Source organism: Rhizobium sp. Leaf311 (assembly GCF_001423445.1).
Classification (GTDB): domain Bacteria; phylum Pseudomonadota; class Alphaproteobacteria; order Rhizobiales; family Rhizobiaceae; genus Agrobacterium.
Map to the genome: position 1 here is coordinate 26,832 of NZ_LMNZ01000008.1, position 15,959 is coordinate 42,790.

A 15,959-nucleotide genomic window follows, 5' to 3' on the forward strand; every position below is an offset into this window, starting at 1 on the left:
AAAACCAAGCCCTGGGACAACACGTTCCGGGGCTTTTGTTTTGAACGGCGCTCAGGCTTTCTGGGTTGAGAGACGGGCCGCAGCTCACATCCCGCCAAAGGCGCCAAGCAGTAGGCTGCGTAACTCGTCCATTCGCGGTTCACCTCTCGCTCCAGATACCGTCATGCCATCCGTGAAGCCAGCCTCCAGAAACGGGGCCAGAAGCTTCGCGTCGTCCGCGACGATATGTACAGGTACGGCTCTGGATGCACCGGGGCCGGTAATGATGGATGCGGGCTGGTGATCTCCAATGATGATATAGATGGCGCCCCGTCCCTGCCGCGCCATGAAATCTCCAAGAGTTGCAAGGGAATAATCGATGGTCTGGGTATATTGCCGTCTTACCCGATCGGGATTGGCCCAGACTACGGAGGGAGGATCCCCGCTGGTTGCCTGCTCGTTGAAAGCTGAGCCATCGCCCACCTCGTTCCAGTCAATGAGCCTAGGCACCGGTGTCCAGGGCGCGTGGCTGGAAATGAGAGCGATTTCTGCCATGACGTTCTGCCCGCGCTCATGCGCAGGCTTTATCGCCAGTCGATCAAGCGCAGACAGGGTATACTGATCCGGCATGGTGACCCAGTTGAACGGCTTGCCCCGATAGTCGAGGTCAGATGCCGCCAGGATCTGGTCATAGCCGAAATAGTTGGCCTCCGGCCATGCCATCGTGATTGCAGGCATGACTGCCACACTGTGCCAGCCAGCTTCAGAAAACAGCCGGTTCAGGCTCGGTTGTCGGCTGATCATCAATCGGTCGTAACGGGCCTGACTATCGACCCAAAGGCCGGACAGCAACGTGCCGTGCGCCAGCCAGCTTAATCCGCCCACTGTGGGAGACGTGATCCAGCCGCTGGCAGACTGAAGCCCGACGGCTTGGATCTGCTTCTCGATGGCGGCGAGTCTTGGCGACGTTACGTCTTTATATTGCGGATCCTCGACGGCAGATCGCCCGTAGGATTCCACAAAAATAACGTAGATGTCCTTGCCTTTTACGGCTTTAAAGAGGTTTCGCCCGTTTTGCGGACCGATGCCCTTTGCCAGCTCCTTTTCAAAGACCCGCATATCCGCAACAGAGCGGACAATAAGGTCGAGCCTGGAAGAAAGGTAGGTGGGCGTTGCGAACGTGACCTGTGGCGCTCCGAGCAAAAGCAGACAGCCAGATGCAACGGTGACCAGGGCGAAGATCCCAGCCAGCAGGTGTCGCATGCCTTGCGGGGCTTGGGTCATCCACTTCAAGGACTTGAGAAACAGGGCTGCCACCAGAAGGATGAGGAGTGCACCGCAAATCAGAGCGACAACGGCTGCTGCATTGCCTATCGTACCGGAAATCAGGTTCCAGCCATCGGTCAGCATCTTCAAATCGAGATAAGGATTAAACTGTCTCTGAAAGGCGCTCTGGACGCCGATATCTGCGACCTTCAACAACAAGACGAGAAAGACAATGAAGCCGGAGACAAAGACAATTGTACGCCTGAGCCATCCCCGCGATATCAGCACCAGAAGAGCGATGAGCGACCATTCCAGCGGCAGGCGGGCGAAGTTGCTTGCACTTAGGGTGTCTGGATGGTCAGGCAGCGTGAAGGCGACAAACGCGGTTGCAGAGAATAGCAGAGCGCCAATCAACGCTTTCAAGGTAATGTGATCCCATCCTGCCCTGATTGTGCTGCTCACTTCGATCCGCTCCTCACTATGTTATGCAAAGGTCTGCTAAATAACCGCAGAGAATATAAGGGCCTCAACGCTTGAACACACTGCGCATAATCATATCGGTCATAACGCTGATCGCGCTTGCCGCTATTATCGTCCAGACTGATCTGTCGGCACTCGAGCAATCTCTGTCGCGCATTTCGTGGGTAGCTATCATCGCCTGTCTCGGCTTGGTGCAGGTGCAGATTATCGTCTCGGCCTTGCGGTGGCGGTTTACCTCCCAACGGCTTGGGCATCACATAGGGCTGCCTATGGCAATCCGGGAATATTACGTCGCAAGCTTTCTCAACCAAACTCTGCCGGGAGGAGTGACGGGCGATGCCATAAGAGCGTGGAGAATGCGTGGCGATGAACCTGGGGCCTGGAGGCAACCCGCTAAGGCGGTTCTTTTTGAAAGACTGTCCGGCCAGATCGTATTTTTCGGGCTGGCATTGATTGGGCTCGCTGTCTGGCCATTCGTGACCACGAGCAGTTTCGGCCAGGATACCAACCATTATGTCTGGGTCGGTGTCGCGTTGAGCGCGATCGCTTTGATCGTTGTGCTTCTGGTGAAGCGTAAGGGAGCGGTCATCGGCACGTTCAGTGAAGAGCTTTTGGAGGTCTTTCTTCGGCGAAGGGCTTGGCTTTTTCAGGCAGTCACAAGCATCGCCATTCTTGCCAGCTACGTCGGTGTATTCTTTATCGCCGCGACGGCTACAGGATCTGACTTGCCCTGGACTGCGTGTCTCACGATCATCCCCTTCTGCCTCGTTGCGATGTTGATACCAACCGGCTTCGGGGGATGGGGGACACGCGAGGCGGCGGCCATGGCGCTCTGGCCCATGCTCGGCGCATCGGCCGTCGACGGACTTGCCGCGAGCATTACCTACGGATGGCTGTCGCTTGCGGGAGCAGCGCCGGGAATCGTCTTTCTCGCAGCGGCTGCCTTTCGAAAGCGGCCAAGCCATGCGTGACACCGATTTCACTCGCGGCTGACCCTGGCGTAGACATCGCCCGATAAAGCGTCTTGCGGCATCGCTTTCAGCTCCGCGAGGATCTCTGCGCCGGTTTTCCAATCCGGAGATACAAACCGATGCGTTTCACCCTCGACGCGATTGAAGCGGTAGTCGGCAAGTGCCTGCAAAATAGCGATGGCGTCAGATGCAACGGACGGCATTGCGGGAATATATTCGAAAGCAACGAGATTGATCGGCCTCGTGAGACCGGACAGCACTTCCGCTTCCGCACCCTCCACATCGATCTTGCAGAAGGCTGGCAGGCCATATGTGTCAATGAGGTCATCCAGCGTTTTCATGGGCACGGTGACTTTCCGATCCCATTCGACGTGGGCAAAGCCTGCACTTTGCTTTACGGCATCGACAAAGCTTCCCGAAACACTTGTCACGGTCGGATGGCGGCTGGAAATCAACAGTTCCACCTCGCCCTGCCGCCGACCAACCGCTACACGTTCGAAACCCTCAAGCTCCCGGCCAAGACGCCGCTCCACGAAATCAGCGAACAAAGGCTGCGGTTCGATTGCTACAACTTTTGCACCGATGTCTAAGAGCGTCCGCGAGCGGCTGCCAACGTGAGCGCCGATATCAAATGCGAGCTCACCGGGAGCGACAAGAGAACGGTAAAAGCGTTTCAGTGCGTATCGTCGCCATGGCTGGCCATAATAGACGACGAGGGAGCGTGCGAGCCCCAACGAGGAAGACAGGCTGGCGGCAATTTTCATATGCCCACCCGCCGCCGTGTGAGATAGACAATATCCAGTGTGAAGGAATAGGCCAGCATGGCGAGGGCGATAGCCGCAAGATACCCGGACAATGGCACCGTTACTGCCGGAACAAGTATCAGGCAGAGGACCGACACCTGTACGACGCAAACGAATTTTCGTCTGAGGGAAGGTGGCAAGTCAGCGCTGAGGAAGGGTGCAACCCAGCCTGCAGCGACGAAAGCGTATCGCATGAGCCCTATCATGAGCACCCAAGCACCGGCTTTATCCAGCATTGCAGCGGCGACAGAGAGGATGAGGATAAGTAAAGCATCCACCTCCATATCGAAGCGAGCGCCGAGTTCCGATTCCTGATGGTATCGCCGTGCGAGATAGCCATCTATGCCATCCAGCGAGAGTGCAAGCGCAACGACGCCAACGAGTATCCAGAGAACCGTGTCGGCGTTGTGCAGGCTTTCGAAACACAGGACGGTAGCGCCGGTGAGGCAGACAAGCGTGGCCCGGAAAGCTGTGACGATGTTTGCATATCCAAACCGTCGATGCGGATAATCCGGCAGAAGATAAACGACAAAGCCAAAAACGATAGATAAAGAAAGGATGGCGGCCGCGACGAAGTCCCATCCGAGAGACATTTCTGTGCGAACCAGTAGCGCGACGATGATTGTTCCGAGCATCAAATAGCCAAGATGCCCAAGCGTGTTTTGCACAAGCGGCCGTCTTCCCTTGAGGCCGCCAGGTACCTCGCCATGGATCAGTGCCATTCAGTCCTCCCTACGCCCGCATTCACTCGGCCGCAACCAATGCATTGAGATCCATGAGGTGACCAGCACGAAGTGTTTTGGTGCGAAGGTAGTTCTGGTTTTCCAGGGTCACCGTACCAGTTACCGCAGCGCGGGCATCGACTTCGATACCACCTGCCCTCAGCCCGTTGATCTTCGTTGGATTGTTCGTATAGACCGCGACCTTGGTGATGTTCAAATGGCGGAGAATTGCGACCGCCGCTTCATAGCGTCGGTGATCATCTGCCAGACCGAGTTCGGCGTCAGCGTCAATCGTATCCAGGCCCTGATGCTGATAGCCATAGGCACGCATTTTTGCGCCAATGCCGGTGCCACGCCCTTCCTGATCGAGATAAAGCAGCACACCGCCGCCCGCCTGCTTCAACAGGGCCAGACCGTTGCGAAGCTGATCGCCGCAATCGCACTTCAAGGAGCCGCAGAGATCGCCCGTGATGCAGGACGAGTGGATACGGATCGGTACCGTTCGTGACACGTCGGGTTTGCCAACAATGACTGCAACCTGGTCCTTCTGGGCAAGACCGCCGCGGAAGACGACAAATTCGGAATCTCCGAGATCCTTGAGAGGGACCCGGGTGCGCACCACCTGTTCGAAGCGCTGACGCGCTGTCTCCGCACCCTTCAGCCTTGACGCGGATACCTCACAGCATCCGGCAAAATCGTCCTGGAAAGTCGAGACGTCGGCCAACACCATTGCGGGGAGAAGGAGAGCTGTCCTTGCCAGCTCTGCTGTTTGCGACGCCAGATCATCTGCCTCCATCCAGGTGTCCGGCTTGTCCGCGCCGAGCACGTATGAGAATGTGGACGCCTGCTCGAAACTCACACCAGCGAGGGGCGCCAGTATATCGCCATTGCCGACAATGCCGAGCCGGGTGGCGCGGGGCGCCGCGAGGAGCAGTGAGTGCGTGTCCCTCGTTGCCGCGGCGAACTGATCGTATAAAGACGGCGTGACAGCGTCGAGTGCCATGACGGCGATCTTTCGTTCTCCCGATGCCATGAGGACAGGGCGACCGTAGCGAAGCTCAGCCACGGCGCGTTCGACCTCCATCTCAGGAGTTGCAAGTCGGAAAGCTGACTGATTGATTGGCGGCATATGACATACTCTCCCTAAGCTTTATTGTTTTTTACGGAGAGGATCGCATCTGGATTTCTCTCACGTCATAAATTTATTTTGGCAGTGACCACGGAACAAAACGCGCGTCTCGGCAATACGCTCCATTCAACACGCATTAATCGGGATCACCCTTTTGGCATCTCCTATCGGCACCGCCACACAGTCCGGACACACCCCATGCCGGGCACTTTGGATCGAGCGCGCAGAACATTGTGAATTGAAAGAGGAGCAGCTCAGGCAACGCCGCGATAATGAGGTGCTCGTACGCACTCTTTACACCGGTATCAGCAGGGGTACGGAAGCGCTGGTGTTCAAGGGCGCCGTGCCCAGCACCGAATTTGAGAGAATGCGTGGCCCGCATATGGAAGGCGACTTTTCGTTTCCCGTCAAATACGGTTATTCCTCCGTCGGGATTGTGGAAGAAGGGCCAGCCGACGTGGTCGGCAAGGCGGTCTTTTGTCTTCACCCCCACCAGAACGTCTTCGTTACGGCGAAGGACATGGTCACTGCATTGCCGGAGAGGCTTCCGCCCGCTCGGGCCGTGCTCGCCGCCAATATGGAAACGGCGCTCAACATCGTCTGGGATGCTGTCATTCAACCCGGAGACCGCGTTGCGGTCTTTGGCGGTGGTGTTGTGGGCACAATGGTCGCCAATCTTTCCAACCGGATTGCAGGGACAGACACTGTCCTTGTCGATACCAACCCAGAGCGTCGTCATCACGCCGAAGCCATTGGTTTAGCCTTCATCGAGGCCGGAAATCTGGAGGGAGACTTCGACGTCCTCATCAATGCCTCGGCATCCGGCGAAGCACTTGCGCAGGCCATCCTTCATGCAGGAATGGAAGCGCGCATCGTGGAGGCCAGCTGGTACGGCGACAAATCCGTCACGATCCCTCTGGGCGGCAGCTTTCACTCCAGACGGCTTTCGCTCGTCAGTTCGCAGGTCGGTTCCATTCCCAAATTACACAGCGCGCGTTGGACGTTCGGGCGGCGAATGGCGAAAGCACTTGAACTCCTCCTCGACGACACACTCGACCACCTGATTTCCGGCGAGACAGCCTTTGCTGATCTGGCGGGCGATTATCCACGTATCCTGTCATCACAGGACACGCTTTGCCACCGCATCCATTACTGAAGAAAGAGAGACCATGTTCGCAGTCGAAGTCAGAGATCACATCATGATCGCCCATAGCCTTCCACGCCCCGTTTTCGGCCCGGCCCAAGGGATGCACGGCGCGACCTTCGTCGTCGATGCAGCGTTTTTCACCAAGGATGTGGACGAAGACGGACTTGCGGTGGACATTGGAGCGGCAACGACTGTCCTTTCAGAAGTCCTCAAACCTCTGAACTACCAGAATCTCGACGAAGTGGACGTTTTCAAAGGCAAGATCAGCACCACTGAGGTCATCGCCAAGCATATTTTCGAAGAGCTTTCCGCAGCCGTGGCAGACAAACGCCTCGGTCCCGGCAGTCACCGGATCGCGCGCATCAAAGTCACGCTGCATGAATCTCACGCTGCACGCGGTTGGTACGAGGCAGACCTTTGAGACCAAATCTCACTCTCGCCTATCCCGGGGACCTGGACCTGAAGACCGGCGGATATGGATATGACCGGGAAATCGTCAAGGGTCTGCGAAAGCTGGGCTGGAATGTCGAGCTTCTAGCCCTCGGCGAGGGCTTTCCCTCTCCATCGGCTGAGGCGCTTCATGAAGCGGAAGCACGGCTTTCGGCTCTGGAAGACGGCGCCCTCGTCCTGATCGATGGCCTTGCTTTCGGTGTGATGGACGAATGGGCACAGAGGGAAGCGGGGCGGCTTAAAATCATCGCGCTTGTGCATCACCCTCTTGCCCTTGAGACCGGCTTGAGTGACGAGGAGCAGGACCCTCTTCGCAGGAGCGAGACAGCGGCGTTGGCCGCCACGCAACACGTCATCGTGACGTCACCGATGACAGCAGGTGAACTGGCAAAGAATTTTGGCGTCGCCGCTGACAAAATTACGGTGGCTGTTCCCGGCACCGTGAAGCCAGCTTCTGGAAGTGTGACGCGGAACGATATCCCGCATATCCTTTCTGTCGGGTCCCTGACCAAACGCAAGGGACATGACGTTCTGATTGCAGCGCTGAAAAAGCTCGAAGATCTCGAATGGCGCACAACGATTGTCGGTAGTCCGCATCTGGATCTGGCAGTAGCGACTGCCCTTGCCCAGCAGATCGAAGCCGCAAAGCTATCGGACCGCATCATCCTGGCTGGTGAATTTGACGAGCTTGGGCCATTCTATACCCAGGCAGATATTTTCGCCTTGGCGAGCCGCTACGAGGGCTATGGCATGGTCTTTGCCGAAGCCTTGGCCTACGGCCTGCCAATCGTTGCCTGCAAGGCAGGTGCGGTGCCGGATGTCGTACCGGGCGATGCGGGAATCTTGGTGCCGGTTGACGACATAGACGCAACAGCAGCTGCCATCAGGACATTGCTGACCGACAGCCAGGAGCGGGCACGTCGCGCGGAGGCCGCAGCGCGCGCGGGCAAGCTGTTACCGAGTTGGGAAGAAACCTCAGAAATCATCTCTAACAGATTGAAAGCATTGGCATGAGTGGCTTCGACAAGGACTGGCTGACACTCAGGGAGCCGGCAGACCGTGACGCGCGATCACCGTCACTCCTGCAGAGCTTTAACAGGTACATATCCTCCGCGCCGCCGCCGCGGACTATCCTGGACATCGGATGCGGGACAGGATCGACCTATCGGACACTCGCCCCCGCATTGCCAGACGCAACCTGGAAGCTTATCGACTATGAGGCTACTCTGCTGGAAGAAGCAAAGCGGCAGATCGGTGAAAAGGACAGCGTGGAGTTTCTCTGCCGAAATCTCAATCAGCTGGACAATGCCGTGCTCGATGGTGTGTCAATGGTGACGGCATCGGCTCTCTTTGATCTTTGCTCGGCAGAATTCAGCGACCGGTTTGCGGCCCAGCTTGTCGGTCGAAACATCGGGCTCTATGCCGCTCTTAATTATGACGGCCAAATGCAGTGGACGGTTCGACACCCCCTCGATGAGCAGGTGGTAGAGGCCTTCAACCGCCATCAGCACTTCGACAAGGGGTTCGGCACTGCACTTGGCCCAGACGCAACCGACCACCTGTCCTCCCTATTTGAGGCGAGCGGATTTTCCGTTAGCGTGGCCACGAGTCCCTGGCAGCTGCGCGGCGACATGGCCGAACTTCAAATGGCTTTTCTGGTAGGCCTGAAGCGGCCAATCCTCGAGATTGGCAACATCGAAGAGGCGGCGTTCAGTGAGTGGCTTGACTTCCGTCTGTCACAGATTGGCAGCGACGATAGCGTATGCATCGTCGGCCATACGGATCTTCTCGCTCTTCCGAACCTCTGACCGGTCCTCTGATTTAAGGCGACAGTCAAACAAAACGTCGCTGCCGAGCGAATAGACCTCGGCGGCGGGTCGGTGGGCGTTGCAGAGTTGGGCGATAGGCGGCAGCGAGATGCCGCAGGGGCCTGACCCAATGATGACGGGAGCGATTGCGACGTGAAGCCGATCGACGAGGTTGGCGTCGATGAAGCGGGCAATTGTCCTTGCGCCACCCTCCACAAGAATGCGTTTCAAGCCCCGCTGGGCAAGACTTTCAAGTATGTCGTTAGGATCAAGACCGGCGGCTCCGCGAGCGAGCTGTACCACATCGGCGCTATGCATCGTTTTTTGCGCGTCATGTCCCTGGATAACGATGACCGGCGCGCCGCCATCGTGGAACAGGCCTTCGTCGCCTGTGAGCTCTCCGCGGCAGTCGATAACGACGCGTGTTGGGCTCGGCCCACTGACCTCCCTCACCGACAATCGGGGGTTATCATTCTGCACGGTGCCAATGCCAACGATGACGGCATCCACCAGTGCGCGACAACGATGGAGGTGAGCCAGACCGTCAGGCCCGGATATGTCCCGGGCGTCCCCGCTTGGGGTCGCTACCCGGCCGTCCAGCGATTGACCGACCTGTGCCAGAACAAACCCGCCGCGAGCGGAAGCAACTGGTCCATACAGCGTCATTGCCGCCTCTGCCTCGGTTCTTCTTAGAGCATCCGCGCCATTGCGAATTGAAAGAAGCCGGTTCCAGAGCCTGTCAGTCATGTGAAGATTGCGCATCGACGTCCCTGTCTAGAGAATACGGTAAAGCGTGGTATCCCGGCGGATCACATGGTGGAAGATGACCGCCAACAGGTGTAACGCGAAAAGCGCCAAAACGATCCATGCGCTCCACTCATGTATCGCTGACAGAAGCGGGGCTATCTCGGGAGATTTCTCAATCGGGCTCCAGACAGGAAACAAACCGAACCATTGCAATGGAAAGCCGTGGGCGTTGGTGGCGAGAAAGCCCGACACCGGCATTATGATCAGAAACATGTAGATGAGACCGTGGACCGTATGTGCAGCGACGCGCTCGCCAAAACTCCCCTGAATAGGAGGGGCCGGCGCATAAAGCCGGGCGCCAACCCTCAGCAGCATGACCCAAAGCACGAGAAAGCCCAGACTTTCATGGACGAGATAAAAATCGAGTTTCACCTCGTCCTTTACGAAGCCGATCATAAGCCCCATCGGCCAGGTCATGAACACCAACAGGGCCACAATCCAGTGAAGAGCCCGCGAGACCCCGCTATATTTCGGCAACTGGTATGTCGAGTTATCGGCCATCATCTTCCTCCTCCAGGAATTGACGAGCCACATCATACCGGGAGAGGAGACGCTTTACGAGGACGGAAAAGAGCCTTCGGAAATCAGGGCCCTTCTGACGCTTCGATTAATCTGAAGACCTGCAGAACTTTGGCTTCAACCCTTGCTTAGTCTGGCGCATCAGAAGCTCATACGGCCAGGAAGCCACCATCCACGCTCAAAACGGCGCCGTTGACCATGGCCATATCAGACGACAGCACAGCGGCGATCGTGCGTGCGACATCGTCCACTTCGGCAAAACGACCGACCGGGTGACGGACCATCATCGGCTGGGATTTCACCGGGTCGCTCCATGCGGCCATTGCCAGTTCGGTGAGTGTTATGGTTGGCGCAACGGCGTTGACGCGAATGCCGTGCGGGCCAAACTCCTTGGCAAGAACGCGGGTCGCCCCCTCAAGACCTGCCTTTGAGGCGGCGTAGCACAGATGTTCGGCAAAGCCACGGTGCCCGGCAATCGAGGTGATGTTGACGATGGCACCGCCGCCGCCCGCGGCAACCCGCGCGCGCCCGAACTCCTGGCAGGTGATGAGGGCTGCCCGTAGGTTGATGCCCATAACGGCGTCGTAGCCTGCCTCGGTCATGTCGAAACTGGATTCCAGCACATTGATGCCGGCGCTGTTAATTAGAAAATCCGCAGTTCCGGCCTGTGCCATTGCCCGACGCGTCGCAGCCGGATCTGCAAGATCCACGACCACAGAGCGCCCGCCGATTTCAGCGCGAAGACTGTCGAGATCCGACGCAGTCCGGCTCAGCGCGATGACTTCGGCTCCACGCTCCGCCATGGTTCTGGCGCAGGCGCGACCGATGCCCTTGCCCGCGCCGGTGATGATGACGGATTTGCCTGAAAACTGCATGATATACTCCTCCTGATATGCATGTATTGCAGCGGATTAATGAGAGCCTGCGGTCAAAAGCGGTTCGATGTCGTCCCGCACCACTCGCGCAAGTTCCTGAATTTTGAGGAAGGCCTTGTAGCGTGCTTCATGCAAAGCCCGGACGGGGCCAGAGGCCGGTATACTACGACCCCAAACACTGGACATGGCGGGCATTGCGGTTTGCAAATCCGGATATGTTCCCGCAGCAACGGCAGCCAGCATGGCCGAACCCAACAGCACCGGCTCAGGGCATGCGGTTACCTCAACAGGAATTCCGGTTGCATCCGCGAGAATCTGACGGGTCAGCTTATGAGTACCAGCACCGCCAGAGACCGAAATGGAGGAAATGGAAATGCCATGTCTGGCCTGCGTATCGATGATCTGGCGCAGACCGTAACCAAGGCCGCACAGCCCGGCGACATAGAGTGCGACCAGACTGTCAACACCGGTTTCCATTCCCAAACCCATTACCACAGCACGCGCGGCGGGATCGGCGAAGGGGGCGCGGTTACCGAGAAACTCCGGAACGACGTTCAACTGTCCCGCAACGAAAGCGGCGTTGGATGGCTCATCCACAGATGCCAGCGCTCGTGCCGCCAGCCACTGCGGCAATCCAAGGCCTTCTTGTCCTGCATTGGTTCTTGCCTTGTCGGCATAGGGGTGGAGGCTGAGCAATTGGTCGATCGCAGCGCCAGCGGCGGACTGGCCACCTTCATTGAGCCACATGCCGGGCACCATGGCGGAGTAGTATGGCCCCCACACGCCTGGAACGGAGACTGGCTCCGTTGTGGTCGTCATCGTGCAGGATGACGTGCCGAAGACATAACCCAGACAGGCAGCGGGATTTTCTGCGCCGCCACGAGCAGCGACGGTACCGATACCGCCAGCATGGGCGTCGATGAGCCCTGCCCCGACGGCGATGCCTGGGCGCAAGCCCATTGCCATGGCTGCATCATCGTTCAGCCCCGCGCCAAGCGGCGTGCCGGGAGGAACGACACGCGCACCGATCCGCCTGAAGCCATCTGCGGAAAGGTCGCCCAAGCCTATCTTTGCGAAATAGTCTTCGTCCCAGCGGTTCTCATGAGCGAGATAGGTCCATTTGCAGGTGACCGTGCAGGAGGAACGCTCCAGTGCGCCCGTGGATTTCCAGGTCAGGAAGTCCGTGAGGTCGAAGAAATTGCGGGCGCTTGTATAAACCTCCTCACGGTTTTCCTTGAGCCAAAGGAGTTTGGGTGTTTGCATTTCTGGCGAGATGACGCCGCCGACATAGGACAGAACGGCATGGCCCATCTGGTTGATGCGTCGAGCCTGCCCGATGGCCCGATGATCCATCCAGACGATGATATCGCGTTCAGGGTAGGCTTTATCACCCACCCCGCCACTTGCGCCCTCGACCACCAAGGAGCAGGTCGCATCAAAACCAAGGCCGACAACGGAGGCCGCATCAACGCGGGCTGCATCCACGGCGTCGCGAACAGCGGCGCACACCGCATTCCATATCTGAGCGCTCGATTGCTCCACATGCCCGTTGTCGTCGCGAAATATCAGGATGTCATGCTTGGCCGAGGCCAACATCGTGCCGGTAGCATCGAAAACGCCAGCCCGGGCAGAGGCTGTGCCGACATCGACGCCAACAAAATATCCACTCATAACATCCTCCTGTTAAACTCGTCGCGCCGTGTCCACAGGACAGGCGCGACGACACTTTCCTCAAGCTTAGACGCGATCAAAATTGGTCGGCAACACCAGCATATCGCGGATCGTGACATTGCGATTGCGTGTGAGGATATATTCCACAGCATCAGCGACTTCGCTCGGCTCGATGATGCTGCCGGATTCCTTGGCGGCGCGGAGATTTTCCTCCGGCCAGTCTGCCAGCAGCGCGGATGATACGGGACCCGGCGACACCTGGGAGACGCGTACACCATGCGGGATCATCTGACGGCGCATCGTCTGCACGAAGCAGGTGATCGCCCATTTGGAGCCAGCATAGACGGGCTCCCAATGGGTTGGAAAATGGCCCGCGATTGAACTTGTGACGATGATGTCGCCGGTCTTGCGTTCGCTCATATGCGGCACGACGGCGTGGACATTCTTCATGACGGCGTTGATGTTGAGGTTCAACATGCGGTCGATTTCTTCTGCCGTCGTTTCGGTGAGATCGCCGCCGATGTAGGTTCCGGCGTTGCAGTAGAGAATGTCGATATGATCGACCTTCTCAAGGACCTCAGGGATCATCGCGGCACAGCTTTCGGCATCGAGCAGGTTGGTCACTTGCGGAATGGCATTTTTACCGAGTTTGGCGACGAGTTCATTCAGGGCTTTCTCGTTCCAGTCGACCATGACGACGGTGCAGCCATTGGCTAGCAGCTTTTCGGTGGTCGCAAGGCCGATGCCCGAGGCAGCGCCGGTAATGACGGCAATCTTGCCTTCCAGTGATTGGGCCATGTTGGTTCTCCTGTGATTTTAAGGTTGGGAGGTAGTCGATCAGCGCCATTCGCGGGCAATGTAGATGGCGAGAAGGATGATGAAGCCGCGAATAATGTCCTGCAGGTATGGGTTGATCCCCATGAGGTTGAGGCCATTATTGAGGATGCCAAGCAGCACGGCACCGATGAGCGTTCCGAGTATGAGCCCCCGTCCGCCCGCAATTGCGGTGCCGCCGAGAACGACCGCCGCGATGGCATCGAGTTCGAAGCCCACGCCGGCATTCGGCTGTCCGGACATAAGACGACCAGTCAGAATGATGGCGGCAAGGCCGGCAGTCAGACCGGAGATGACGTAAACGGCAAGCTTGATGCGTCCCGTCTTGACGCCCGACAGTTTCGCAGCCACCTCGTTGCCGCCGATGGCATAGACATGCCGCCCGAAGGCGGTGCGTTCCAGAAGGACCCAGGCCAGCGCGTAGACCAGGACCATTGCGATAACCGGAACTGGGATGATGCCGATACGGCCGACGCCGAACCATGAAATCCACGATGGCAAGCCGGAGATCGGATAGCCGCCCGAATAGATCAGACCCGCGCCGCGGGCAATGCCCATGGTGGCAAGGGTGACGATGATGGCAGGCATACGTCCCCAGGCAACCAGCGCCCCGTTGAACAGTCCCAGCGCGACGGCGAGGCCGACACCCGCAAGCAAACCCACCCAGCCTGGCATACCGAACTTTACCATCAAGCCAGCGGCGATTGTGCCTGCAAGCGCCATGACGGCACCCACGGACAGATCAATGCCTCCGGTCAGGATGACGAAGGTCATGCCGACTGCGAGGATCGCCACGATTGAAACCTGCCTCAGCACATTGAGAATATTTGATACGGAAAAGAAGTTATCCGAGGCAAAACCCATCAGCAGCGAAACCACGATCAGGCCTGCCAATGGCAAGGCCAGCGGCGAGTGAATGATGGATTTCCAGACGGGCGTCGCGGCCTCCTGCGCCTGCGCGCCAGTGATAGCGTCAGCATCATGCGACATGTTGTGTCCTCCCGGTTGTTGCGTGGGTCATCACCGTCTCGGAGGTGATCGCGTCGCCTTCCACGGTGGCGACAATGCCTCCCGAGCGGAAAACGCAGACCCTGTCAGACATGCCGATCACTTCCGGCAGCTCCGACGAAATCATGATGATGGAATGGCCCTGCGCGGTGAACTCGCGCATCAGCTGGTAAATCTCGGTTTTGGCGCCGACATCGATGCCGCGTGTCGGCTCATCGAAAATCAGTACCTTCATGTTGTGGTTGATCCAGCGCGCAATCACGACCTTTTGCTGATTGCCGCCTGAGAGCGTGTCGACCCGCACATGCGGGTGCGGCGCCTTCACACGGACGCTGTGCATCGCAGTGCGGGTGTCGCTCAATTCGCGGCGGCGGTTGATAAAGAAATGGCCGAGGAGATATTTGCCGTAATTGTTAAGCGAGACGTTTTGGAGGATGGGAAAGCTTGTAATAAGCCCCTGTTCCTTTCTGCTTTCCGGCAGCAAACCAATACCGGCGGCGAGAGCCTCCGAAGGATCGGCAAAGCGTATCTCGACTCCATTCATTCGCAGCTTGCAACGCGCTGCCGGATAAGCACCCAGCATGGCGAGTGCCGTTTCCGTCCGCCCGGATCCCACAAGCCCGGAAAAGCCAAGAATTTCTCCCTGCCGGAGTTTAAAGCTGGACACGGGGCCACCTTTGGCAAGTTGAACCTCCTCGACATCAAGGACGGTCTTGGCCTCAGCGGGAATGACCGGCTTTGGCGGAAAACTGTTTTCGATCCGGCGCCCCACCATCATCTCGACAAGCCGCGACTGGTCGACGTCAGCGACATCGCAGGAGGCGACATATTCGCCGTCGCGGAGCACCGTAATGCGGTCGCAAATCTCGAAGATTTCCTCCAGATGGTGCGAGATGAAAATGATGGAAACACCCTGAGCACGAAGGCTTCTCATGACATGGAAGAGGTGTTCCACCTCCGTTGGTGTCAGTGTTGCCGTCGGCTCGTCAAGCACGAGGATGCGTGCATCGAGCGCCAGCGCCTTTGCAATCTCTACAAATTGCTGTTCGGCGACGGAAAGGTTGCGAATGGGAACCCCGAGCGGAATTGTGATGCCAAGCTGCTTCATGATTTCGCCAGCACGCTTGCGCATGGCAGCGCGCTTCATGAAGCCCAGACCATTGCAGAGTTCGCGCGCGAGAAACATGTTCTCGACCGCGTTGAGATAAGGAACCAGCGAAAACTCCTGGAAAACCACGCCGATACCAGCATTGATGGCCTCGTTATAATCGGCAAACTGGCGCTTCTCTCCATCGATCCAGATCTCGCCTTCGCTGGGCTTGAGAATGCCGCACAGGATCTTCGTCAGCGTTGACTTGCCAGCGCCGTTCTCGCCCAGAAGCGCATGAACCTCGCCCGCGTTCACCGTCAGATCGACACCGTGCAGGACCTCGATCTTGCCGAAGCTTTTCTTGATGCCTCTTAGTTCGAGCATTGTTTCCTCCAGCAAT

General features: G+C 57.9%; 16 protein-coding genes. 5 read left to right on the forward strand and 11 right to left on the reverse strand.

Going from position 1 to position 15,959, the window contains the following annotated elements:
• Window positions 1-84 precede the first annotated feature (84 nt).
• Window positions 85-1,707, reverse strand: a complete 1,623-nt coding sequence (locus ASF69_RS12080) for a sulfatase (RefSeq protein WP_156462054.1) — start codon at window positions 1,705-1,707, stop codon at window positions 85-87.
• A gap of 71 nt (window positions 1,708-1,778) precedes the next feature.
• On the opposite strand from ASF69_RS12080, the gene ASF69_RS12085 reads away from it, so the two are divergent.
• The gene (locus ASF69_RS12085; protein WP_156462055.1) at window positions 1,779-2,696 is read left to right on the forward strand and encodes a lysylphosphatidylglycerol synthase transmembrane domain-containing protein; all 918 of its coding nucleotides are present in this window, start codon (window positions 1,779-1,781) and stop codon (window positions 2,694-2,696) included.
• An 8-nt stretch (window positions 2,697-2,704) separates the two neighbouring features.
• Here the strand turns inward: ASF69_RS12085 and ASF69_RS12090 are convergent, their stop codons facing one another.
• The 3 genes from ASF69_RS12090 to ribA are packed head-to-tail and all read right to left on the reverse strand — an operon-like array spanning window position 2,705 to window position 5,350.
• Entirely contained in the window at window positions 2,705-3,460 is a 756-nt protein-coding gene (locus ASF69_RS12090; RefSeq protein WP_062587802.1) for an FkbM family methyltransferase, read from the reverse strand.
• Window positions 3,457-4,221, reverse strand: a complete 765-nt coding sequence (locus ASF69_RS12095) for a CDP-alcohol phosphatidyltransferase family protein (protein WP_062587804.1) — start codon at window positions 4,219-4,221, stop codon at window positions 3,457-3,459. Before ASF69_RS12095 ends, ASF69_RS12090 begins: the two co-directional genes overlap by 4 nt.
• Window positions 4,222-4,243: 22 nt before the next feature.
• Window positions 4,244-5,350 (reverse strand): GTP cyclohydrolase II RibA, encoded by a 1,107-nt coding sequence (ribA, locus tag ASF69_RS12100; protein ID WP_062587806.1) that lies wholly within the window; start codon window positions 5,348-5,350, stop codon window positions 4,244-4,246.
• A 277-nt stretch (window positions 5,351-5,627) separates the two neighbouring features.
• On the opposite strand from ribA, the gene ASF69_RS12105 reads away from it, so the two are divergent.
• The 4 genes from ASF69_RS12105 to ASF69_RS12120 are packed head-to-tail and all read left to right on the forward strand — an operon-like array spanning window position 5,628 to window position 8,755.
• Window positions 5,628-6,506, forward strand: a complete 879-nt coding sequence (locus ASF69_RS12105) for a zinc-binding alcohol dehydrogenase (RefSeq protein WP_244475460.1) — start codon at window positions 5,628-5,630, stop codon at window positions 6,504-6,506.
• Window positions 6,507-6,519: 13 nt separating this feature from the next.
• Window positions 6,520-6,918: a 6-carboxytetrahydropterin synthase gene (locus tag ASF69_RS12110; RefSeq protein WP_062587808.1), complete on the forward strand. Its 399-nt coding sequence runs from the start codon at window positions 6,520-6,522 to the stop codon at window positions 6,916-6,918.
• Window positions 6,915-7,961 carry a glycosyltransferase family 4 protein gene (locus ASF69_RS12115; protein WP_062587810.1) on the forward strand — a complete coding sequence of 349 codons (1,047 nt, stop codon included), beginning with the start codon at window positions 6,915-6,917 and terminating at the stop codon, window positions 7,959-7,961. Before ASF69_RS12110 ends, ASF69_RS12115 begins: the two co-directional genes overlap by 4 nt.
• On the forward strand, window positions 7,958-8,755 hold the full coding sequence (locus tag ASF69_RS12120; RefSeq protein ID WP_062587812.1) for a class I SAM-dependent methyltransferase: 798 nt from the start codon (window positions 7,958-7,960) through the stop codon (window positions 8,753-8,755). Before ASF69_RS12115 ends, ASF69_RS12120 begins: the two co-directional genes overlap by 4 nt.
• Here ASF69_RS12120 and ASF69_RS22750 read toward each other — a convergent pair.
• The 7 genes from ASF69_RS22750 to ASF69_RS12155 all read right to left on the reverse strand — a co-directional run bounded on the left by ASF69_RS22750 (window position 8,684) and on the right by ASF69_RS12155 (window position 15,943).
• Window positions 8,684-9,502, reverse strand: coding sequence for a RibD family protein (locus ASF69_RS22750; protein ID WP_244475461.1), 819 nt, complete (start codon window positions 9,500-9,502; stop codon window positions 8,684-8,686). The two genes, ASF69_RS12120 and ASF69_RS22750, sit on opposite strands and share 72 nt — an antisense overlap.
• 27 nt (window positions 9,503-9,529) lie before the next feature.
• A complete protein-coding gene (locus tag ASF69_RS12130) occupies window positions 9,530-10,066 on the reverse strand; it encodes a cytochrome b (protein WP_156462056.1) in 537 nt (178 codons plus the stop codon).
• 164 nt (window positions 10,067-10,230) lie between these two features.
• The gene (locus ASF69_RS12135; protein WP_062587816.1) at window positions 10,231-10,956 is read right to left on the reverse strand and encodes an SDR family oxidoreductase; all 726 of its coding nucleotides are present in this window, start codon (window positions 10,954-10,956) and stop codon (window positions 10,231-10,233) included.
• 36 nt (window positions 10,957-10,992) lie between these two features.
• Complete coding sequence (locus ASF69_RS12140) at window positions 10,993-12,627, reverse strand: FGGY-family carbohydrate kinase (RefSeq protein ID WP_062587817.1); 1,635 nt, start codon at window positions 12,625-12,627, stop codon at window positions 10,993-10,995.
• 66 nt (window positions 12,628-12,693) lie between these two features.
• Window positions 12,694-13,425: an SDR family oxidoreductase gene (locus tag ASF69_RS12145; RefSeq protein ID WP_062587819.1), complete on the reverse strand. Its 732-nt coding sequence runs from the start codon at window positions 13,423-13,425 to the stop codon at window positions 12,694-12,696.
• A 39-nt stretch (window positions 13,426-13,464) separates the two neighbouring features.
• Window positions 13,465-14,451 (reverse strand): hypothetical protein, encoded by a 987-nt coding sequence (locus ASF69_RS12150; protein WP_062587821.1) that lies wholly within the window; start codon window positions 14,449-14,451, stop codon window positions 13,465-13,467.
• Window positions 14,441-15,943, reverse strand: coding sequence for a sugar ABC transporter ATP-binding protein (locus tag ASF69_RS12155; RefSeq protein WP_062587823.1), 1,503 nt, complete (start codon window positions 15,941-15,943; stop codon window positions 14,441-14,443). The genes ASF69_RS12150 and ASF69_RS12155 overlap by 11 nt, the downstream gene beginning before the upstream one ends.
• Window positions 15,944-15,959: the final 16 nt, after the last annotated feature.

Bases quoted from the DNA above. Each gene is read 5' to 3' on its own strand.
- ASF69_RS12090 (WP_062587802.1), bottom strand. From the start codon at position 3,460: ATGAAAATTGCCGCCAGCCTGTCTTCCTCGTTGGGGCTCGCACGCTCC.
- ASF69_RS12095 (WP_062587804.1), bottom strand. From the start codon at position 4,221: ATGGCACTGATCCATGGCGAGGTACCTGGCGGCCTCAAGGGAAGACGG.
- ribA (WP_062587806.1), bottom strand. From the start codon at position 5,350: ATGCCGCCAATCAATCAGTCAGCTTTCCGACTTGCAACTCCTGAGATG.
- ASF69_RS12110 (WP_062587808.1), top strand. From the start codon at position 6,520: ATGTTCGCAGTCGAAGTCAGAGATCACATCATGATCGCCCATAGCCTT.
- ASF69_RS12120 (WP_062587812.1), top strand. From the start codon at position 7,958: ATGAGTGGCTTCGACAAGGACTGGCTGACACTCAGGGAGCCGGCAGAC.
- ASF69_RS22750 (WP_244475461.1), bottom strand. From the start codon at position 9,502: ATGACTGACAGGCTCTGGAACCGGCTTCTTTCAATTCGCAATGGCGCG.
- ASF69_RS12130 (WP_156462056.1), bottom strand. From the start codon at position 10,066: ATGATGGCCGATAACTCGACATACCAGTTGCCGAAATATAGCGGGGTC.
- ASF69_RS12135 (WP_062587816.1), bottom strand. From the start codon at position 10,956: ATGCAGTTTTCAGGCAAATCCGTCATCATCACCGGCGCGGGCAAGGGC.
- ASF69_RS12140 (WP_062587817.1), bottom strand. From the start codon at position 12,627: ATGAGTGGATATTTTGTTGGCGTCGATGTCGGCACAGCCTCTGCCCGG.
- ASF69_RS12145 (WP_062587819.1), bottom strand. From the start codon at position 13,425: ATGGCCCAATCACTGGAAGGCAAGATTGCCGTCATTACCGGCGCTGCC.
- ASF69_RS12150 (WP_062587821.1), bottom strand. From the start codon at position 14,451: ATGTCGCATGATGCTGACGCTATCACTGGCGCGCAGGCGCAGGAGGCC.
- ASF69_RS12155 (WP_062587823.1), bottom strand. From the start codon at position 15,943: ATGCTCGAACTAAGAGGCATCAAGAAAAGCTTCGGCAAGATCGAGGTC.